Annotated in this window: 18 protein-coding genes; 14 read left to right on the top strand and 4 right to left on the bottom strand. The window is 39.7% G+C overall.

Annotated features, from left to right (window positions below; translation table 11 throughout):
* Position 1: 1 nt before the first annotated feature.
* From DI076_RS07265 to DI076_RS07205, 13 genes are all read left to right on the top strand, one after another.
* On the top strand, positions 2 to 322 hold the full coding sequence (locus DI076_RS07265; protein WP_100718993.1) for a DUF971 domain-containing protein: 321 nt from the start codon (positions 2 to 4) through the stop codon (positions 320 to 322).
* 96 nt (positions 323 to 418) lie between these two features.
* Entirely contained in the window at positions 419 to 1489 is a 1071-nt protein-coding gene (gene fliN / locus DI076_RS07260) for a flagellar motor switch protein FliN (protein ID WP_108959294.1), read from the top strand.
* Between the two features lie 17 nt (positions 1490 to 1506).
* Positions 1507 to 2316, top strand: coding sequence for a FliO/MopB family protein (locus DI076_RS07255; protein ID WP_245918320.1), 810 nt, complete (start codon positions 1507 to 1509; stop codon positions 2314 to 2316).
* Entirely contained in the window at positions 2313 to 3122 is an 810-nt protein-coding gene (gene fliP, locus DI076_RS07250) for a flagellar type III secretion system pore protein FliP (RefSeq protein ID WP_108959293.1), read from the top strand. The genes DI076_RS07255 and fliP overlap by 4 nt, the downstream gene beginning before the upstream one ends.
* On the top strand, positions 3119 to 3382 hold the full coding sequence (gene fliQ, locus DI076_RS07245) for a flagellar biosynthesis protein FliQ (protein ID WP_012389491.1): 264 nt from the start codon (positions 3119 to 3121) through the stop codon (positions 3380 to 3382). Before fliP ends, fliQ begins: the two co-directional genes overlap by 4 nt.
* A gap of 1 nt (position 3383) precedes the next feature.
* Positions 3384 to 4166, top strand: coding sequence for a flagellar biosynthetic protein FliR (gene fliR, locus DI076_RS07240; protein ID WP_108959292.1), 783 nt, complete (start codon positions 3384 to 3386; stop codon positions 4164 to 4166).
* A complete protein-coding gene (locus DI076_RS07235; protein WP_245918319.1) occupies positions 4163 to 5434 on the top strand; it encodes an EscU/YscU/HrcU family type III secretion system export apparatus switch protein in 1272 nt (423 codons plus the stop codon). Before fliR ends, DI076_RS07235 begins: the two co-directional genes overlap by 4 nt.
* Before the next feature lie 4 nt (positions 5435 to 5438).
* On the top strand, positions 5439 to 7553 hold the full coding sequence (locus DI076_RS07230) for a flagellar biosynthesis protein FlhA (protein WP_108959291.1): 2115 nt from the start codon (positions 5439 to 5441) through the stop codon (positions 7551 to 7553).
* A 10-nt stretch (positions 7554 to 7563) separates the two neighbouring features.
* Entirely contained in the window at positions 7564 to 8535 is a 972-nt protein-coding gene (dusA, locus tag DI076_RS07225; RefSeq protein WP_108959290.1) for a tRNA dihydrouridine(20/20a) synthase DusA, read from the top strand.
* Between the two features lie 323 nt (positions 8536 to 8858).
* Positions 8859 to 10556 carry a DNA repair helicase XPB gene (locus DI076_RS07220; RefSeq protein WP_108959498.1) on the top strand — a complete coding sequence of 566 codons (1698 nt, stop codon included), beginning with the start codon at positions 8859 to 8861 and terminating at the stop codon, positions 10554 to 10556.
* Between the two features lie 8 nt (positions 10557 to 10564).
* Positions 10565 to 11782, top strand: a complete 1218-nt coding sequence (locus DI076_RS07215) for a pyridoxal phosphate-dependent aminotransferase (protein WP_108959289.1) — start codon at positions 10565 to 10567, stop codon at positions 11780 to 11782.
* Between the two features lies 1 nt (position 11783).
* Positions 11784 to 12926 (top strand): SH3 domain-containing protein, encoded by a 1143-nt coding sequence (locus tag DI076_RS07210; protein WP_174705033.1) that lies wholly within the window; start codon positions 11784 to 11786, stop codon positions 12924 to 12926.
* Positions 12927 to 12960: 34 nt separating this feature from the next.
* Positions 12961 to 13758, top strand: a complete 798-nt coding sequence (locus DI076_RS07205) for an alpha/beta fold hydrolase (RefSeq protein ID WP_108959288.1) — start codon at positions 12961 to 12963, stop codon at positions 13756 to 13758.
* 5 nt (positions 13759 to 13763) lie between these two features.
* On the opposite strand, the gene DI076_RS07200 is transcribed toward DI076_RS07205, so the two are convergent.
* Positions 13764 to 14234 carry a Dps family protein gene (locus DI076_RS07200; protein WP_108959287.1) on the bottom strand — a complete coding sequence of 157 codons (471 nt, stop codon included), beginning with the start codon at positions 14232 to 14234 and terminating at the stop codon, positions 13764 to 13766.
* A 75-nt stretch (positions 14235 to 14309) separates the two neighbouring features.
* Positions 14310 to 14927 (bottom strand): CsgG/HfaB family protein, encoded by a 618-nt coding sequence (locus tag DI076_RS07195; RefSeq protein WP_245918318.1) that lies wholly within the window; start codon positions 14925 to 14927, stop codon positions 14310 to 14312.
* A 126-nt stretch (positions 14928 to 15053) separates the two neighbouring features.
* On the opposite strand from DI076_RS07195, the gene DI076_RS07190 reads away from it, so the two are divergent.
* Positions 15054 to 15965, top strand: a complete 912-nt coding sequence (locus DI076_RS07190; RefSeq protein WP_108959495.1) for an alpha/beta hydrolase — start codon at positions 15054 to 15056, stop codon at positions 15963 to 15965.
* A gap of 47 nt (positions 15966 to 16012) precedes the next feature.
* Here the strand turns inward: DI076_RS07190 and DI076_RS07185 are convergent, their stop codons facing one another.
* Together DI076_RS07185 and DI076_RS07180 are read right to left on the bottom strand one after the other, a co-directional pair.
* Complete coding sequence (locus DI076_RS07185; protein WP_108959286.1) at positions 16013 to 17725, bottom strand: hypothetical protein; 1713 nt, start codon at positions 17723 to 17725, stop codon at positions 16013 to 16015.
* 10 nt (positions 17726 to 17735) lie between these two features.
* On the bottom strand, positions 17736 to 18767 hold the full coding sequence (locus DI076_RS07180; RefSeq protein ID WP_108959285.1) for an LA_0442/LA_0875 N-terminal domain-containing protein: 1032 nt from the start codon (positions 18765 to 18767) through the stop codon (positions 17736 to 17738).
* Between the last annotated feature and the right edge of the window lie 547 nt (positions 18768 to 19314).

The following is a 19314-nucleotide window of genomic DNA, read 5'->3' as shown; positions in this document are numbered from 1 at the left end:
TATGAATTCACAACTTGCTACCTTCCCAAAAGAAATTTCTTTCGATGACGACTACCTCTATATCGAGTGGAAAGACGGGCATGGAAGCAAATACTCGTTGTTAGACCTACGTAAAAAATGCCCCTGTGCGACTTGCCGTGGTGGTCATGGTGGGAAAGTGGGGCAAGCAACTGGCCATATAGACTCCATCAAACTCATCTCTTGGACCAAAGTAGGTCGGTATGCGATTTCCATCGTATGGAGTGACTACCACAACACGGGAATTTATTCCTATGACCATTTACGAGCCTACGCTGAGGGAAATTCCGGCGCCTTTGACTGAGGTTTGGTTACTTTTTGTCAATTCGGAAAAAAACTGAGTGACAAAAACATTCGTATTATGTCTCATTATCCTAAGTTTTTCCGGAGATAAAAGGGCATGGGTGAAGGTTCACTCTCACAAGACGAGATAGACGCATTACTACAAGGTGCGGATGATACATTCGACCTCTCTTCCTTAAGTGGCGCATCCAGTTCGTCATCGGACAACCTATCTCCTATTGACCGCGACATTATTTCCGATGTGATCGGCTCTGCATTCCAGGTGGCGGGGAACACACTTGGCACGATCTTGGCAAAAAACACTCGTTTTATGAACCCTGCCACCGAATCGAGCTCCTCTGCTGACATCCAAAAAGAGTTGGGCTCTAAGTCGGTAAGTTTATATTCAACCATTAGCGGCAGTTTGGCGGGACGAGTCTGTCTTGTTATGGCACAAGAAAACGCCGCAAAAATTGCTGGTGTGATGATGGGAGGAATGGCTCCTCCTGGTCAACTTGACAATGCACAGTTACAAACTTTAAAAGATTCGCTTGCTCCCATCCTTGGAACTGTTACGGCTCAGATCGGTATGAAACTTGGTGGTACCATGTCTGGTAGTCCTCCAGAGATTTCGCTTGTGAATTCGGGGCGTGATTTACAACTTCCAGATGACAGTAGTTTGGTGAAAACTTCCCTCAGTTTGAATATTGATGGTGTTGGATCCTTTAAAGTCTATTATGTAATCTCCTTGACTATGGCAAATTCCATCCTGGATATCCAAAAGGGTGGCGGCCAAAAACAACAACAACAATCCGGCGGAATGAATGTCAACATGCAACCCAATATGGGCATGGGTGGTGGACAAGGTTCTGTTGGAATCAAAGGTGTCAACTTTCCATCACTTGCTACCGCCGGTGGTGGACCAGGGCAAACCAATCTCAATCTCCTTATGGATGTACAAATGGCTCTTACCGTTGAACTCGGAAGAACCAAAATGTACATCAAAGACATTTTGGGGTTAGGGGAAGGTTCCATCATCGAACTAGATAAGTTAGCTGGTGAGCCAGTCGATTTACTTGTAAACGGCAAACTCATCGCCAAAGGTGAGGTTGTGGTAATCGATGAAAACTTTGGTGTTCGTGTCACTGATATCGTTAGTCCTACCGACAGACTCAAAGGCGAAAAATGATCCAAACAGAAAGGAAAATGAAAAGTCGAAGTGGGAAAGTTATGTACTTTTCTGTACTCTTTCTTTTTTCTTTTTCCCCGTTATTTTCTCAGAATTCAGAAACCAAAGAATTGGATCAGATTTTACGCCAAGAATTAGGCGAATCCAAATCCAAACCAGGATTATCAGATACTGGATCGAATGGAAATTCCAGCTCCAATTTAGACTCAGGTAACCAATCAAATGGGAAACTAGGGAATGGGTTAGGCACCTCAGCTAACACAAGTAAGTCGGGAGATGAAAATAAACAAGAAGAACCCAATTTAATCCAAGAACGTTATAATGAAAACCAAGATGATTCTCCTTCGGCAACTTGGATTTTAGTTAAGATTTTATTTGTACTCGCGATCCTTGTAGGTGCTGGTTATTATTTGGTTTTGCAAATGCAGAAATCCAAATCGGCAAAATACCCTGTAAAAGGGTTTATGAAGGTACTTTCGAGTTTGCCTTTGTCTGCCACACAATCAGTGCAAATCATCGAAGTAGGTGGTCGTACACTCGTGTTAGGTGTTGCGGATGGATCGGTCAGTTTACTCACAGAAGTCACAGCTCCAGAAGAAAAAAACCAAATCCAAAAAATGAAGGAAGAAGCGGATCCTTACGTTCCCAACTTTTTGGAAACAGTGCTAGAAAGTTTACAATCCAAAGCTCAGAGGAAAATCCGAATCAATCCAAACCAAATGGAAGGTTTGGAAATGGATGGTGCAGCAGAAATCCAACGAAAAGCAAAAGAAGGTTTGGAACGCCTTCGCAAACACCGTAAACTTTTGGAAGGAGGAGAGGCATGAAACTTCGTTTTTTTTCCTTCTTAAAGAGACATAAATCTATTATTTTTCTCATAAGCATTTTGTTTTTAGTCTCTGCCAGTGGATTTGCAGGACTCCTTGCCCAAGACAATGGATCAAGGATTCCAATTCCGAATTTATCATTTAACGTAAATGAGGCGAGAGGTCCGAAAGAAACCAGTTTATCGCTGATGATTCTGTTTCTTGTTACGATCCTTTCCTTAGCGCCTGCGATTGTGATGAGTGTGACCTCGTTTACAAAGGTTGTCATTGTATTTGACTTTGTGAGGAGGGCTCTTTCTTTACAAAACCTTCCGCCTAACCAAGTAATGATGGGCCTTGCTTTGTTTGTCACTTTTTTTATCATGGCACCGACCATCGGGAAGGTGAATGAGGAAGCACTACAACCTTACTTAAACGGAAAAATTGACCAGTCTGCTTTTATGGAAGGATCCATGAAACACCTGCGTCAATTTATGATACGACAACTCGGGAAAGATGGAACCAAAGATGTGGCTCTCTTTTTGAAAATTGGCAAAGTACAAAATGTTAAATCTTTTGAAGATGTACCATCTTATGTGCTTGTGCCTGCTTTTATGCTGAGTGAAATCAAAAAAGCATTTATCATCGGGATTTATATCTTTATCCCTTTTATCGTCATCGATCTAATTGTGGCTTCGGCGCTACTTGCGATGGGTTTTATGATGTTACCTCCTGTTATGATCTCTCTTCCTTTAAAACTCATTCTTTTTATCTTAATTGATGGATGGAACTTACTTGTACTGGAACTCGTAAGGAGTTATAAATGACAGAAGTAGATGTAGTCAATATGATGCGGGAAGCTTTTATTGTGACTTTGAAAATTTCAAGTCCAATTCTTATCACAGCTCTTGTGGTAGGTCTCATTGTAGGAATTTTGCAAACTACTACTTCCATCCAAGAACCAACGATTGCCTTTGTACCAAAACTTGTTTCCATTTTTGCAGTGATTGTCTTTTTTTCAGCCTGGATGGTACGTGTGATGACGGACTATACTAGGGAAATCTTTTTTATGATCGAAAAGATATGATATGGAAGCATTCATCTTACACTTTCAATCTTTCCTTTTTGTTTTAGTACGACTGCTTGGATTATTCCTTGTAGCCCCATTTTTTTCATCAGAATCGATCAACTTCTCCCTTCGAATGATTTTTTCCTTTATGGTCTCATTGATCATATACCCTGTTGTGGCAAACTACATGCCACCTGTGCCTGGTCATATGGTGAATTTTGGGATTATGATCATTTCGGAGATGCTCATTGGTGTGTTTATTGGGTTTCTCGTCTCACTCGTGTTTAGCGCATTTCAGATGGCTGGTGAATTTTTTAATAACCAAATTGGATTTGGTTATACAGAAATCCTCGATCCAGTGACACAAAACTCACTCCCTGCTATTGGTACGATGAAAAACTTAATGGCAACCGCCTTATTCCTAGTGATAGGGGCACATCGTTTTCTCATTGAAACCCTTGCCTATTCTTTTGAAAAAATTCGTATTATCTCCTTCACTGGAAAAGTGAATAGTGGATTGTATCGATTGGTAGAAGATGCAATCGGCGCTATGTTTGTAGTATCGTTTAAAATTGCCCTTCCTGTCATGGGTATTCTCTTCTTAGTTTCACTTGCAGAAGGACTAATGGGAAAGGCAGCACAACAAATGAATGTGATGTCCATGTCGTTTCCTTTGAAGGTGTTTATTGGAACACTCACTCTTATTGCAACTCTTACATTTATCGCCACACAAATGGTACAAGGGATTCAAATCTCCATGGACAAAGCGAGTTTACTTGTTCGGGAGTGGCCAAGTTTATGAAGAAGAATTTTGGTTATTGTTTTCAAACTCCGATGATTCGTTCCCTGTTTCATTCTTTACAGGCAATGTTTTTTTCTATATTGGAGCGTTTGCAGGGTATACTAAATGGTTCGTTTTTTTTGGAAGACAAACTGACGCCTGTTAGTGGTTCAAATTTAATATTTCTCACAGGATCTTATGAAATCCAACTGCAACTTTTTGCAGCGGCCGATGAGGGAAGGACAGAACCTCCGAGTGAGCGTCGTAGGCGGGAAGAAAAGGAAAAAGGGAATGTTCCCAAATCCAATGAAGTGGCTTCCACCTTGGTTTTATTAGGTGGGACCGGGGTTCTTTTTTTACTCGGTGATACCTTCATTAAAAACACAGCAATCTTCATTAAAAAATACTTACCTATGGGAATGCACCACGAACGTTTTGGGGCAGAAGAGTTCCGTGTGATCCTTTCTGGTGTTTCCAAAGATTTTTTTAACTTACTATGGCCAGTCCTTGCGATCACTCTCGTATTTGCGATCGTAGGAAATGTAGTCCAAGTAGGGTTTATGTTTTCACCAAGAGCCTTGTCCTTTCGGTTTGATCGTATATCTCCCAATTTTAAACGAGTTTTGCCGAATCGCCAAACATTGTTCAATTTAGTTAAGTCGCTCGCAAAAGTTGTGTTAATTGGAGTGATTAGTTATATCCTGATTTTTGGAGATTTTCTAAAAGTTTTACTCACTGGGAATATGGGGATGATGCAAGCCATCTCACTTGTTACTTATTCTGGTTTTAAGATTATGATGGCGGTTGGTCTGTTGTTGCTTGGGATTGCCGTTGCAGATTTCTTTTTCCAAAAATCAGAGTTTGAAGAATCCTTAAAACAAACTCCTTCAGAAGCCAAACGAGAGATGAAAGAAGATTCTGGGGATCCTGTAATGAAAAACCGCAGGATGCAACTCGCTCGTGATATGATGCAAGGTAATATGTTACGTGAAGTTCCAAAAGCCGATGTGGTGATCACTAATCCAACTCATTATTCAGTCGCATTATCTTATGAAATGGGTAGAGATTCTGCACCCCGTGTGATCGCAAAAGGCGAAAACCGCCTAGCATTGGAAATACGAAGGATTGCACGTGAAAATGATGTTCCCATCGTAGAAAGCCCAAAACAAGCACGCCTTTTGTATGCACAAGTTGAAGTGGGAGAAGAAATCCCACAAGAATTCTTCCAAGCAGTGGTGCAAATCCTCATCACCCTTGAGAAGTTCAAAAAAAAAGTAGGAATGGCATAACCATATGAACTTTAGAGATATTTTAAAACAATCAGATGTTGTGTTAGGTGTGGGAACCTTGATGATCCTTGGGATGTTAATTGTCCCACTCCCTGGATTTGTTTTGGATATCCTGATTGTTGTGAGTATAGGACTTGGACTCCTCATTCTCATGACAGCTTTATCGGTAACAGAACCGAGTGAGTTTTCGATTTTCCCTAGTTTACTCCTTATCACCACACTTTTTCGTTTAGCACTCAACGTATCGACAACAAGACAGATCCTTTCCAAAGGACCTGCAATGAATTCCAGTGTGATCGAAGCCTTTGGAACGTTTGTGGTTGGTGGTGAGTCTGGACTAGGAAAGTATGTTGTGGGTCTTATTATCTTTATTATCCTCACCATCGTACAGGTGTTAGTAATCACAAAAGGTGCAACTCGGATCTCGGAAGTGGCAGCAAGGTTTACACTCGACGGATTACCACAAAAACAAATGTCCATTGATATGGAACTCAATAGTGGTGCCATCACGGAAGCGGAAGCCAAGGTAAAACGTAAAAAAGTCCAACGTGAAGTGGATTTTTATGGGGCCATGGATGGAGCATCCAAATTTGTTCAAGGGGATGTGAGAGCAGGGCTTATCATTACTGCCATTAACTTGATAGGTGGGATTCTCATTGGATCTACGATTCGTGGGGAATCCTTCCTTGCATCGATTGAAACTTATGGTAAATTTACCATTGGAGATGGACTTGTTTCCCAGATACCAGGTCTACTTTCCACAACGGCAACAGGTATTATTGTCACAAGATCTAGTTCCGAAAAAAAACTAACGGTAGAGATCAAAGACCAACTTTTTGGAAATGCAAAAACATTATACGTAGTTTCGGGTGCACTGGGACTTGCAAGTCTCATTCCTGGTCTTCCTTTTTTCTCACTTCTCTTCTTAGCGAGTGCCATTGGATACTTAGGGTATTCGATCGAACAAGTTGCCAAAGAAGAAATCAAAAAAATCGAAACTGTTTCCCAAGAGAAAGTCCAAGAGAAAAAACCAGAAAATTACATCAAAGAAATATCTGTCGAAGCTATACAGGTGGAACTTGGACGTGATTTACTGCCGTTAGTTGATGCTTCTTCCGGTGGGCATTTACTCGAACAAATTGCTAATACTCGTAAAAAGTTTGCGATTGATTTTGGGCTAGTGATCCCGGCGATACGTATCATTGACAATTTAGAAATCCCTCATGATAATTATAGCATTCGTATCAATGGTGTAGTGGTTGGACAGGCGGCTGTAAAAGCAGATAGGCTTATGGCGATGAACAATACATCTCGTAACTTGGAACCAATTGTTGGTGAACCTTTCACAGAACCTGCGTTTGGTTTAAAAGCGACTTGGATTGATCCAAATGATAAAATTGAAGTGGAAAACAAAGGGTATTCCGTAGTAGATCCATCGACTGTGATCATCACTCACTTAAAAGAACTCATTTCTAATTATGCATCTCAACTTCTAGGAAGAGAAGAAGTAAAAGCACTACTCGAACATTTACGCCAAACCCATCCTACTCTTGTGGGTGAATTGGATTATGACAAACAAGGAAGACTTGGTATCATCCAACAGACTTTACAGAATCTATTGGCAGAAGGTTTGTCTATTAAGAACCTTCCCAAAATTATGGATGCAATTGCAAACCATCTCCCACGCACAAACAATCCGTTTGATTTAGCAGAACATGTTAGGCAAGCGCTTTCTCGCCAAATCATCAATGATTTCCTCTCTCCAGATGGGAAGTTACATGTGGTAACCATTGATCCAAGGATCATTGATCGTATGAATAAAAGTATCACACTCGATGAATCCGATGGTAGTAAACTCATCATCCTACCTCATGATATTAGGGTGCGGATCTTAGAATCGGTTTATAATGAATTACAAAAGGCATTGGATGAAAATCGTTTCCTTATCTTTGTAGTTTCTAGGTACTTAAGACAAGCCTTTGCATTCTTTTTGACAAAGGAACTACCCCCAAGGAACTTTGCAGTAATTGCTTCTGAAGAAATCCATAGAGGGGTTCCGACAGAAATTGCCTCGGTTTTAAGCCTTCCATCCAGAGAGGAACACCCACAAGAAGCATAGGAGAATCTTTTTGCCAAGTCCTGTCCCATCGCACCGCATTTCTGTTGCTCCGATGATGGACTGGACAGACAGACATTTTCGTTTTTTTATCCGACTTATCTCCAAACACGCGTTACTGTATACAGAGATGGTGACGACAGGTGCCATCCTTCGGGGAAAAGATAACCATCGACACTTAGATTTTTCAAAAGAAGAACATCCCATTGCTCTCCAGTTAGGGGGAGATTCACCAGCGGCTCTTGTGGAATGCGCTAAAATTGGGGAAGATTATGGGTATGATGAAATCAATTTGAATGTGGGTTGTCCTTCTGACCGGGTGCAAAGTGGAAGTTTTGGTGCCTGTCTCATGAAAGAACCAAACCTTGTGGCAGAGATGGTTTCCGCTTGTAAATCAAAAGTCAAAATCCCAATTACCGTTAAACATCGAATAGGTGTGAATGGGAAAGAATCCTATGAAGACTTATACAATTTTGTTTCCAAAATAAAAAACGCCAGAGTGGACCATTGTATCGTTCATGCAAGGATTGCCATCCTCGAAGGACTCTCACCGAAGGAAAACCGAACGGTTCCTCCTCTTCGTTATGAAGATGTTTACCGACTGAAACAAGACTTCCCTGATTTGCCAATAACGATTAATGGGGGGATCAAATCACATGAGGAAATAAGAGAACACCTAACGAAAGTAAATGGTGTGATGATTGGACGTGCGGCCTATGATCATCCATTTTTATTTTCTACTGTAGATTCTTTGTATTTTGGATCAAAACAAGAACCACAAACGAGGGAGTCCGTTTTGGAATCCATGATTCCTTATGTACGATCTGTTCGTGAAAATGGCGGTAAAGTCCATCACGTACTTCGGCATATCTTGGGTTTATACTATGGAGAACGAGGAGCAAGAGAATTTCGAAAGTATCTGACAGATCGGATGCATTTGGATACGGCCACTGAGTCCATTTTAGAATCTTATCTAACGCGTTAAGGATCCGTAGGGCTTGGTCATTTCTCTTCGTCGTTAGGCGAAAAGAAATGACGGGAGCGAAAGCGAACCCCGAAGGAGCCTGCCCCTTTTTCCAATCCATGGTTATTTTAAAAATGATTGGGAACGCCAAAACTTATCATGCAAACGCAATCGATTTTTGAATGAAAGAGTAACATATCTTAGACGGTAGTTGGTTTGTTTTTGTTCATTCTTTTTGGTTTTGCCCTAAAAATGGCGGGAAAATGCATCCAAAATCTCTTAAAATCAAATGGGTTGACAGGGCGGTTTCTCTCCCCAGCCTGGTTAAATTGAGAGGGAATACCATGACCAAGCCACTCACCGTACAAAGTGACAAAACAATGCTTCTAGAGGTGGATAACCCAGAATTTGAAGCCTGTCGGGACCTCATTGCCAAGTTTGCGGAGCTCGAAAAAAGCCCTGAATACATGCATACCTACCGTATTTCTCCACTTTCATTGTGGAATGCTGCTTCTATTAAAATGACGGCTGATGAAATCATTGAAGGCCTTACTAAATTTGCTCGTTATTCCGTTCCTAAAAACGTGATGAACGAAGTGAGAGAACAAATCTCTCGTTATGGAAAAGTGAAATTGGTAAAAGAAGAGTCGGGAGAGTTGTATATCATCTCAAACGAAAAAGGTTTTATCACTGAGATCGCAAACAACCGGGCCGTTCAACCCTTTGTGGATGGAATGGAAGGTGACAAAATTCGTATCAAAAAAGAATACCGAGGACACATCAAACAAGCGTTAATCAAGATTGGTTTTCCTGTGGAAGACCTTGCTGGTTACGATGAAGGGAATAAATACCCATTTAACTTACGTCCTACGACAAAAGGTGGGATAAAGTTTGGAATGCGAGACTACCAAAGAGCATCTGTGGAAGCCTTCCACGCTGGTGGGCGTAACGAAGGTGGATCGGGTGTGGTTGTTCTTCCTTGTGGTGCGGGTAAAACCATCGTGGGAATGGGTGTCATGCAAATTGTAGGAGCGGAAACTCTGATCCTTGTAACGAACACTCTGTCCATCCGCCAGTGGAGAAATGAAATTTTAGACAAAACGGATATCCCTGAGTCAGACATTGGAGAGTATTCGGGTGAGATGAAAGAAATCAAACCGATTACGATTGCAACTTATAACATCCTCACTCATAGAAAGAAAAAAGGGGGAGACTTCACCCACTTTCATATCTTTAGTGCAAACAACTGGGGACTCATTGTCTATGATGAGGTGCATTTATTACCAGCTCCAGTTTTCCGTATGACATCGGAACTCCAAGCCAAACGTAGGTTAGGTTTGACAGCTACGCTTGTTCGGGAAGATGGACTTGAGGAAGATGTGTTTTCACTCATTGGACCTAAAAAATACGATGTACCTTGGAAGGAACTCGAAGCGAAGTCTTGGATTGCGGAAGCCAATTGTGTGGAAATCCGTGTTCCTATGGAAGATGACCTTCGTATGAAATACTCTGTTGCGGATGATCGTGAGAAATTCCGATTAGCTTCAGAAAACCCAGAAAAACTTCGTGCGATCAGCTATATTTTAAAGAAACACTCCACTAACAACATTTTGGTGATTGGACAGTATATCAATCAGTTAGAAGAGATTTCCAATACATTCAAGATCCCTTTGATTACGGGAAAAACTCCGCTACCAGAAAGACAAGAACTCTACCAAGCGTTCCGTACGGGTCAAATCAAACAACTAGTAGTATCAAAGGTGGCAAACTTTTCCATCGACTTACCGGATGCGAACATTGCCATTCAGGTTTCGGGAACGTTTGGATCAAGACAAGAAGAAGCACAGCGTTTAGGACGTATCCTTCGTCCAAAATCCCAAGACAATACAGCTATTTTTTACTCTCTGATTTCGCGTGATACCAACGAAGAAAGGTTTGGCCAAAACAGACAACTCTTCCTCACCGAACAAGGGTATGAATACGAAATTTATACTTTGGATCAGTTCAAAGAAACAGTGCCAGAAGAACCACTCACGAAATAGAGGACAAAATGAAACTTATAGCAAAACGACTCGATGTCGTAGAACCTTCTCCCACTCTCGCGATCACGGCTAAAGCCAATCAATTGAAAGCGAGTGGACTTGATGTGGTTGGATTTGGTGCAGGGGAACCTGACTTCGATACACCAACTCATATCAAAGAAGCTGCTAAAAAAGCAATGGACCAAGGGAAAACCAAATACACTCCCGTGAGTGGAACCGTTTCTCTGAAAGATGCCATTATTAAGAAGTTTGAAACCGAAAACGGATTAAAGTACGAAAAAAATCAAATCATTGTGGGAACGGGTGGAAAACAAGTTCTTTATAATTTTTTTATGGCGACTCTCAATCCTGGTGATGAAGTAATTATCCCTGCACCGTATTGGGTGAGTTATGCGGATATCGTTCGTTTGGCAGAAGGAACTCCTGTGATTGTTGCAACGGACATTTCCAGTGGATTTAAAATCACGGCGGAACAATTAGAAAAGGCAATCACTCCGAAAACAAAAGTCTTTATTTTTAATTCTCCATCCAATCCAACGGGAGCAGCTTACACCCGTTCGGATGTAGAAGCACTCGTGAAGGTTTTGGAACCAAAAGACATACTAACTGTTTCCGATGATATTTACGAAAAAATCATCTATGATGGATTGGAATTTGTGAACCCTGCGATGATTTCACCTAAGATGAAAGAAAAAACCTTTGTCATCAATGGTGTATCGAAAGCGTACTCGATGACGGGTTGGAGAATTGGATACGGGGCAGGGAATGTAGAGATTGTGAAAAACATGGATACCATGCAAGGCCAATCCACGAGCAATGCTTCTTCCATTTCCCAAGCTGCAGCGGAAGCCGCTCTCATAGGGGACCAAACACCTGTGGCAGAAATGTTAAAGGCTTTTGACAAACGTCGTAAACTCATTGTGGGACTTTTACGAGAGATTCCAGGTGTGGAATGCCGAATGCCTGAAGGTGCTTTTTATGCATTCCCTTATATCACGGGCGTGTATGAATTGCCTGGATTCAAACGACTCTTGGCTGAAAAAAAGGAAACTTCTCTTTCGAAACTTTTTTGTGATGTGCTTCTCGACAAATACAATGTGGCAGCAGTGCCCGGGATTGCCTTTGGAGATGACAAAGCCATTCGTTTGTCTTATGCGTTAGGTGATAAAGACATCGAAAAAGGTGTAGCACGTATCAAACAAATGGTTGAGGATTTACAAAAATAAGATGAAACTTGTTCCTTTACTAAAACTATTTTGTAAAGGGACAATCGGAATTGGTATGAAACGATTTCGATTCCTATGGATTGGAAACAAAATGCAAAATTTTGGTTCTAGTCTTCCGTTTAGATTTTTAGGAAAAATCAGCTTTGTATTGTTAGTTGCTCTATTCGGAATTACTCCCCTTTTTGCAGCTCCTACGTTCCAGGAAAAACCAAAACAGACCAAACCATCTGAACTTTTTCAAAGGGACCTACATTCTGAGATTGTCATCCCAGTGATTGGTCTTAATTTACATCTCTTTGCAGACCAAAAAAGTGATGTTTTGCGAAAACTAAAGTTTGGTGAACCTGTTACGTATGATCAAAATTCATTGGAAAGCCCCAAAGAAGATTGGATTCCAGTCAAACTCCAAGATGGACTTTCCGGATTTATCAAACGATCAGTGGTGCGTTCAGTTCCTCCAAAACAATACCTTTCCACATTGTTATTTGAAGCAGAGAAATTGATTCAATCGAAACAAGTGGATTTTTTGGCAAAACAAGAAATCACTGATACAATATTTTCGATTTCTTCTTCAGGTAAATTTACAGGGGATGAGTTTATTTTCCTTAGAGCGAAAGCAGGTTTTTTCTTAAAAAAAACTGTGGATTTGATGAATGAAAAAGGAATCAAACCAGACAATGATCCAGAGACTCTTGAGTTTTTAAAACGCCACCAAACAAAGTTATTATATGATTATTCTTCTGGAAAATATTATGTAGATTCCAATTATTTTTGGAAATTACTCGAATCCTATCCAAAAACAAAACATTCGGATTACGCAGGTTATCTGGCAACTGAAAGTATTCCCGTGAATGATTGTGGAGCGGACTTACGTTGTCGATTGGAAGAGATACGTAAAGGTAAATTACGATATTTGTACCTATTTCCGACAGGAAATTACGTGAACATATATACAAAAGATATTGTAAAAAACCTAATCTCTATGACTAAAGATCCAGATTCGATTCCATGTTTTCCACCAGTGGGAGAAGGAATCAAATCAGAAATCAACCAAATGTTTCGTTATGCATCGGAAATTGGTCCTCGCGAAAAAAAACAAATCCTGCCTCATTTACAGATTCTAAAAAAAGAATGTTTTCGCTAATCTCTAATTAATTTTCAAACATAAGGAAAGTTTTGTGAAATTAAATTACAAAGTTTATCCATTTCAAAATTCCGATCCAACTAAAAAGTCAATGGGTGATATAGTCATTTTACATGGGTTATTTGGTTCTTCGAAAAATTGGGTGACAGTCGCAAGATTTTTATCCGAGTTTGGTCAAGTTTATGCAATTGACCAAAGGAATCATGGAGATTCTCCACACAGTGACGAACATTCCATACCACTCATGGCAGATGATTTGGAAACTTTCCTAAATCAATTAAATATCCAAAATCCGATTTTACTCGGTCATTCGATGGGAGGTCTCGTGGCGATGTATTTTGATTTGATGCACCCAGGTTTGCTCAGAAGTCTCATCATACAAGACATTGCACCAAGGTCATATCCGTTTGCCTATGACAATGAGATTTTATCGATGTCATTTCCACTCAGTGGATTTAACTCACGTACGGAAATTGATACGGAAATGGCGAAGTATGTAAAAGATACGTTTATCCGCCAATTTTTACAAATGAATTTGGAACGAGAGGAAGATGGTTCTTATCGTTGGAAATTGAACGTAGAGGGAATCAATCACGCTAGAAGGGTTTTTGATGATGTATTTTCATTTGATAGAATTTCAAATACTCGGACTTTGTTTTTGTTAGGTGGAAATTCCGAATACATAAAAGAATCTGATCTTTCCATTATGGATCGGTTTTTTAAAAATAATGTAAAAGTAAAAATTGAAGGTGGTGGGCATTATATCCATTTTACCCACCAAAAAGTATTTTTGGAAAAACTTGGAAATTGGTTACAAAACGAGTTTGTTTGATTCCCTTACTCTTCAAGTAACGAACGTAACATCCATGCTGTTTTTTCGTGAATGTCAAGTCTTTGTGTTAATAGATCCAGGGTTGCTTGGTCATTCCCTTTTTCTGCCGGAGCATAAGCTGCACGTGCTGTGCGAATCACGGCTTCGTTCCCTTCCACTAAATTTTTGATCATGTCTTTTGCTTTTGGAACTTCTTTGTCTTCTGAAATACTAGAATACTTTGCAAATTCCCATCCACCCATTGGTGCATAATACCCGAGAGAGCGGACTCGTTCTGCAATTGGATCAATTGCATTCCAGAGTTCAGTGTATTGAGTCATAAAAAGAAGGTGTAAAGTTTGGAACATAGGCCCTGTTACATTCCAATGGTAACTATGTGTTTTTTGGTAGAGAGTGTATGTATCAGCTAACAGTTTTTTTAAAGATTCTGAAATGGCACTTCTTTCTTCTTCTGGAATTCCAATATTAATTTTCATTTAAGGTTCCTCTTTGTTCTATAAATTTAGACGTGATTGAATCCGATTGATCCAATCAAATGAGACTGATAAAAATTATTTAGCCAGTTCACTTACAATTCGATCGACTAAACTTTCCGCGACAAAATCGTATTGGCTTGTTGCAATTAAAATATCCTCACGACTCCAAATCAGCCCAAATCCTAGACTATACTGTAAAAGTCGTGCCATGGTCCAATCGGCACCTGGTTTTTTTCGCGCATTGACAATGACTTGTCCGGATTCTATGTGAACGATTTTTAGGGATACGGTATCGACTAAATTTGGGATGAGTTTTCCTTTATCATCGAATTTTTTTAGAGCAGAACCTCTGCCAAAAACTAGAGCATCCACACCTAGAACTTTTCCAATTCTAACAGCTGTTTGCGTATCTATGATTCCGGTTTTGGAAAAACTCTGCTCATTCACAACTTTGGAAAGTTGTTCACGTTCTATGACTTTGAAAGGAAGTGATTTTGCGATTTGTAAGGAAACTGCATCTGTGAATTCGTCACCCCATTTTGCTTCTTCAATATCAAAAATGAGTACAGCAACTTTTGTGATTCCGAGATTGGATTTTCCTGTTTCAGGGTATTGGATCGCTGCATCCATTGTCCGACAATTGGTTAACGATACCGAAAGTAGTAGGGAGAAAAACGCTAAATATTGTTTCATAGATTTCGTAAAGATGAAGGTAAAGTTGTTATGAGAGCAATTCTTTTTCGGCTTAAATTGGAAGATTTTGAAAAATTCGCTTCCCACTTGGCTAAGTTCCTAGAACTTCCTACTAGGCACATGTCCATGAAAAAAACTCTAAGTTGGATCCTACTCATACTCGCCTTCTTTCTGCTAGTTGCTTCTTATTTTCTTTCCGAACAAATTCTAACACCTTCCAATCCAAGTGAATCAGACGATGAAAACTTGAGAAAACAAATCTCTTTTTCTGAATTTGAGTTGCCAACGCCGGAAACAATTCGTTTTCAAAATGGTGTTTTGCGATTACGGGGCTGGTATTTCAAAAATCCCAAAAAACAAAATTGTGGGGTTATTCTTTTACACGGATTTTCTAATTTTAAAATCCAAATGTTACCTTATGCGACTCCGTTTTGGAAACGAGGTTGTAGTTTATTTTTGTATGATGCTAGGGCTCATGCGGAAAGTGATGGTAAGTATTCCACATATGGTTACCATGAAAAAATGGATTTAGAGAGGGCGGTTGAATATTTTTCAGAAATAGATAATACTCCTGAAGATCGGATTGGAATTGTTGGTATCGATTTAGGAGCATCAACCGCACTACAATTTGCAGATGGACAATACGAATATGGATTTGTGATCGCAGATACTCCCTATAAAGACATGCGGTCTTATGTGGAACATCGTTATGAAAGTCTTTATTCTAGATTGATTCGATTTTTCATTCCACTCAGTTTATCGATCGCGGAACTAAGAGGTGATTTATTAGTTGATGAGGTATCACCACTGAATACAGCAAAAATGATCAACAAACCAGTATTGATTTTGTTTCCTAATGATGGTGACGAAACACAAAAACAGGATGCAGAATTGATTGGTTCAAATTTAAAAACGACTTCCAAAAAATTAGTAACTTATTCGACTCAAAAAACTTTATTGCACCAAAACAAAACCATTTCACCTGCATTTGAAATGATCCTTCAGAGTTTTTTGAAAGAAATTAAGTTTGTAAAATAAGTACCTTATAGATTCGAAAGGATACTCTCTACTCCCAGTCATAGGTTTTATTTTATTTTGATCAGTTTTGGTAAACTTTCCCACGTACCGTCATCACGAGTGGTATAGTTTAGGTAAACGGGCAATGAACCGATGCCAATCCCTGCTGATATGGCATAACTAAAATTGAGTTTTCCATTGGCAGATTGGATTTGTTCTGGATTTGTAATACCTGTACTATATAAACTTGGGAGTGATGGAACTTGGCTAACGCTAGTTAAGTTGTCGCTACTACGATAGATTTCGATTGTTGGAGTGGCAAAATTTGGTGCATTAGAAAGTAAAAAATAATGGTTGGAATTAGAACTTTTGACAGTTCTTAATCGTGAGGAACCTCCCCCGATACTAGAAGTAAAACCGGTAATCTGGGTACTATTTTTTGTAATGGTTGGACTTGGATTTGCATAGGAACCTTTCGGAAAGGTTGTACCAAAATAATTTGGTGAAGAAAATAAAACTGCTACCAATTGGTCTTGGACAGGAAAAACAGGTGAGTCGAAAGTAGTAGGTGAGACTGCATCAAAGGTAACTGGGTTTGTGGTGAGTTCTGGAATTTTGATGCTGTTTGAGATAAATGTACTCCCAAATGCATTTGTTGGGCATTGTAAGTAATTCACACCTAAATGTGAAATGAGTTGGTAAGCAACTAATTCGGCATCAGGAGATGATGTTAGACAACTGAAGCCACTTACTAAATCAGATGTTGTATCGGAATCCAATTGGATGATTAGTGGTCTCGGGACTCCGGAAAGCAGTGGGGTACCCAAATACTTACCACTCCCTAGGGAAAGAGCAGGGTAATACCAAGCATTATCAACACTCTCAAAAAATCGATGGAGGGTAGGTAATGTTTTCTCAATTGCAGTTGCTGAAGCAGGCGGTAAGAAGGCAGAGAATTTCACGTATAAATTTTTATTACTTAAAAATGTTAAAGCAGGATAGTTTCTTGTTTCAGCTGAAAGGAAAAAAACATACTCGGATCCATTGTACATGGGAAGAGAGACTTTTAATACAGTTTCCGTGGTGGTGTTCCTTGCCAAACTGACTCCGTCAATTTTTGTGATTTGGTCATAATATTCACCGTCAGCACTCGAAGCAATGTAACCAGTTGTTGTAAAATTATTAGCACTAATAAAATTGGATTGTACTTCAAGATAGATGAATTGCCTTCCGTTGGCAGAACCAAGAGAAGTGAATGTATTACTTGTTGCTAATCTATTTCTATAATTTGCTAAATCTTCCAGGATGTACTGTGCATTACCTGTTTGTTTATAAATGGAAAATAATTGTTTTGTGATGCCATTATAAATGCGAAAGGAGACCGTCCCAATAAAGGTATTACTTACATTTTTTAAGGATACATTTGCAATTCCTCTTTCACTAAAAAACAAAAATGCTCTACCGGATGTATCAAGTGTTGCTGTATAAATTTGTACATTGCCAGATTCACCATAAGGTGAGGTCGCCACACCATTTTCATCTGCTTCGTTATAAACAAAGTATTCGATGACTCCATTTGCATAAGGAGTTCCATTGGAGTCTGTAAACTTCATGAATAAAACAGATTGGCTTTGTGTATTAAAGGCATCTGCTAGAGCGAGTAATCTTAGTAACGCTTGTAATGAACCAATGTCTTCTGAGGGATCCAAGCTAGATGGTTTAAAGATTCTACATTGGAAAAATAAAATTGAGATAAAAACGGTTAAGATGATTCGATTCATAAAAATATCCTTAAAATAAGATTGAATACCGAAGTTCTGCGTATATCGAATTGAATTGAGGGCGATATACATTTACACCTTGAGGTTTATCCCAACTGGATTCAAAATCGAAACCCTCTTTAAATTGTTTTCCGCCCGATTGGACAACTGGTCTTTCTGGGTATCTATCTCTTCCGATCATGTAGGCATGTATGATATTTGTGATATAGATGATGCTCGCCGTTCCAAGTCCTGCAAGGTACTTTGTGTTGGCTTCTTTTGCATTGTTTTTACTTTTTACGATTAAGTCATCTGTAATTGATGTTTCGATATATCCTGCTAGGAATTCATTCGGCAAACTAATGTTTTGTGCGGTAAGTCTAGTTCCTGGTCCTCCTATTTGGTTTAATAGTACCATTGTATCGTAATGTGATTTTGCATTTTTTTCTTCAGTACGTAAGGGACCCAAACTATAAAGAAGGGATCCAAAAAATAAGATTCCGAATGTACCTGCGGAAGTATTGTGTCCCCCGCAGTATTGTCCCCATCCAGGTAAAACCGTAGATCTCCAGACCAATGCCAAACGACCTCCACATTTTGTGGCAGCAGGAGAGGGAACAAGTTGCCTAGTAGCCAGCCATTCCGCCTCGGCTTTTGCTTCTTTTTCTGCTTGTGATTCTTGTTTCGCTGCTTCTTCTTGCCTTTGTTTTTCTGCAAGTTTCTCTTCTTCTTCTAAACGTTTGCGTTCCTTTTCGTCTGCGATTTGTTTTTCCTTTTCTAATTTTGCCTTTTCTTTCTCTTCCTTATCTCGTAATTTTTTTTCTTCAGCGATGCGAATTTTTTCTGCTTCTTGTTCGCTTACATCTTTATAGACAACTTTTAAGATTTGGAATTTCGTAATGGTTTGTATCCCATCACTCGTTTGGATGGTGAGCCCTTTTTCGTTTTGATCAGTTACCTTCCCTTTGATGGTTTTCCCATTTTTTAAAATCACTGTGTTGATGGCAAAAATTGGAATTGAGAAGGTGAGGATGAGGATAAGGATAAGTAGGTACTTTTTCATGGCATGGATTCTTCAGAGGGTTCTTGTATGGTTATGCTTAGTCAAGAAATTGCAAGTGTATTTTTGGGTTTAGGGGTGTCTGTTATATGGGTATTGTTGGTTTATTGAATATTAAGATTTATGAAAATATGGCATGGGAGAGTAGGAAGGTATAGATCCCCGCCCGTATCGAACTGGGTGGGGTAATCCACCCGCCACCCAATACGCTCCATCTATCACATAACGGCAAATCTATCCACACGAATCTGGGTTTCGCCAAAAATAAATCCAAACAAGTTCACCTTTTCGCCGTCAGGTGGCAAACACAACTCGCCTAGGTTTATAGGATGCACCTAACAGTATACAGTCTTTGATTTTATAATCTATCACACGTTAAACGACCACCTGTTCTTCTTGGAACACTCCCTTTACCGCCGCATTACCCCTCTTATCTTTATATTTCACGTAAACGAATTATGTCACATTATACCAACATTATGTCTCATATCGCCACGAGGTCCCGAGCCAATTTAGAAAAATAATCCCAATGAACTGCGAACTTTTTTAT

The sequence above is a fragment of the Leptospira ellinghausenii genome (assembly GCF_003114815.1).
GTDB lineage: Bacteria > Spirochaetota > Leptospiria > Leptospirales > Leptospiraceae > Leptospira_A > Leptospira_A ellinghausenii.
This window is presented reverse-complemented; position numbering and strand designations above follow the sequence as displayed.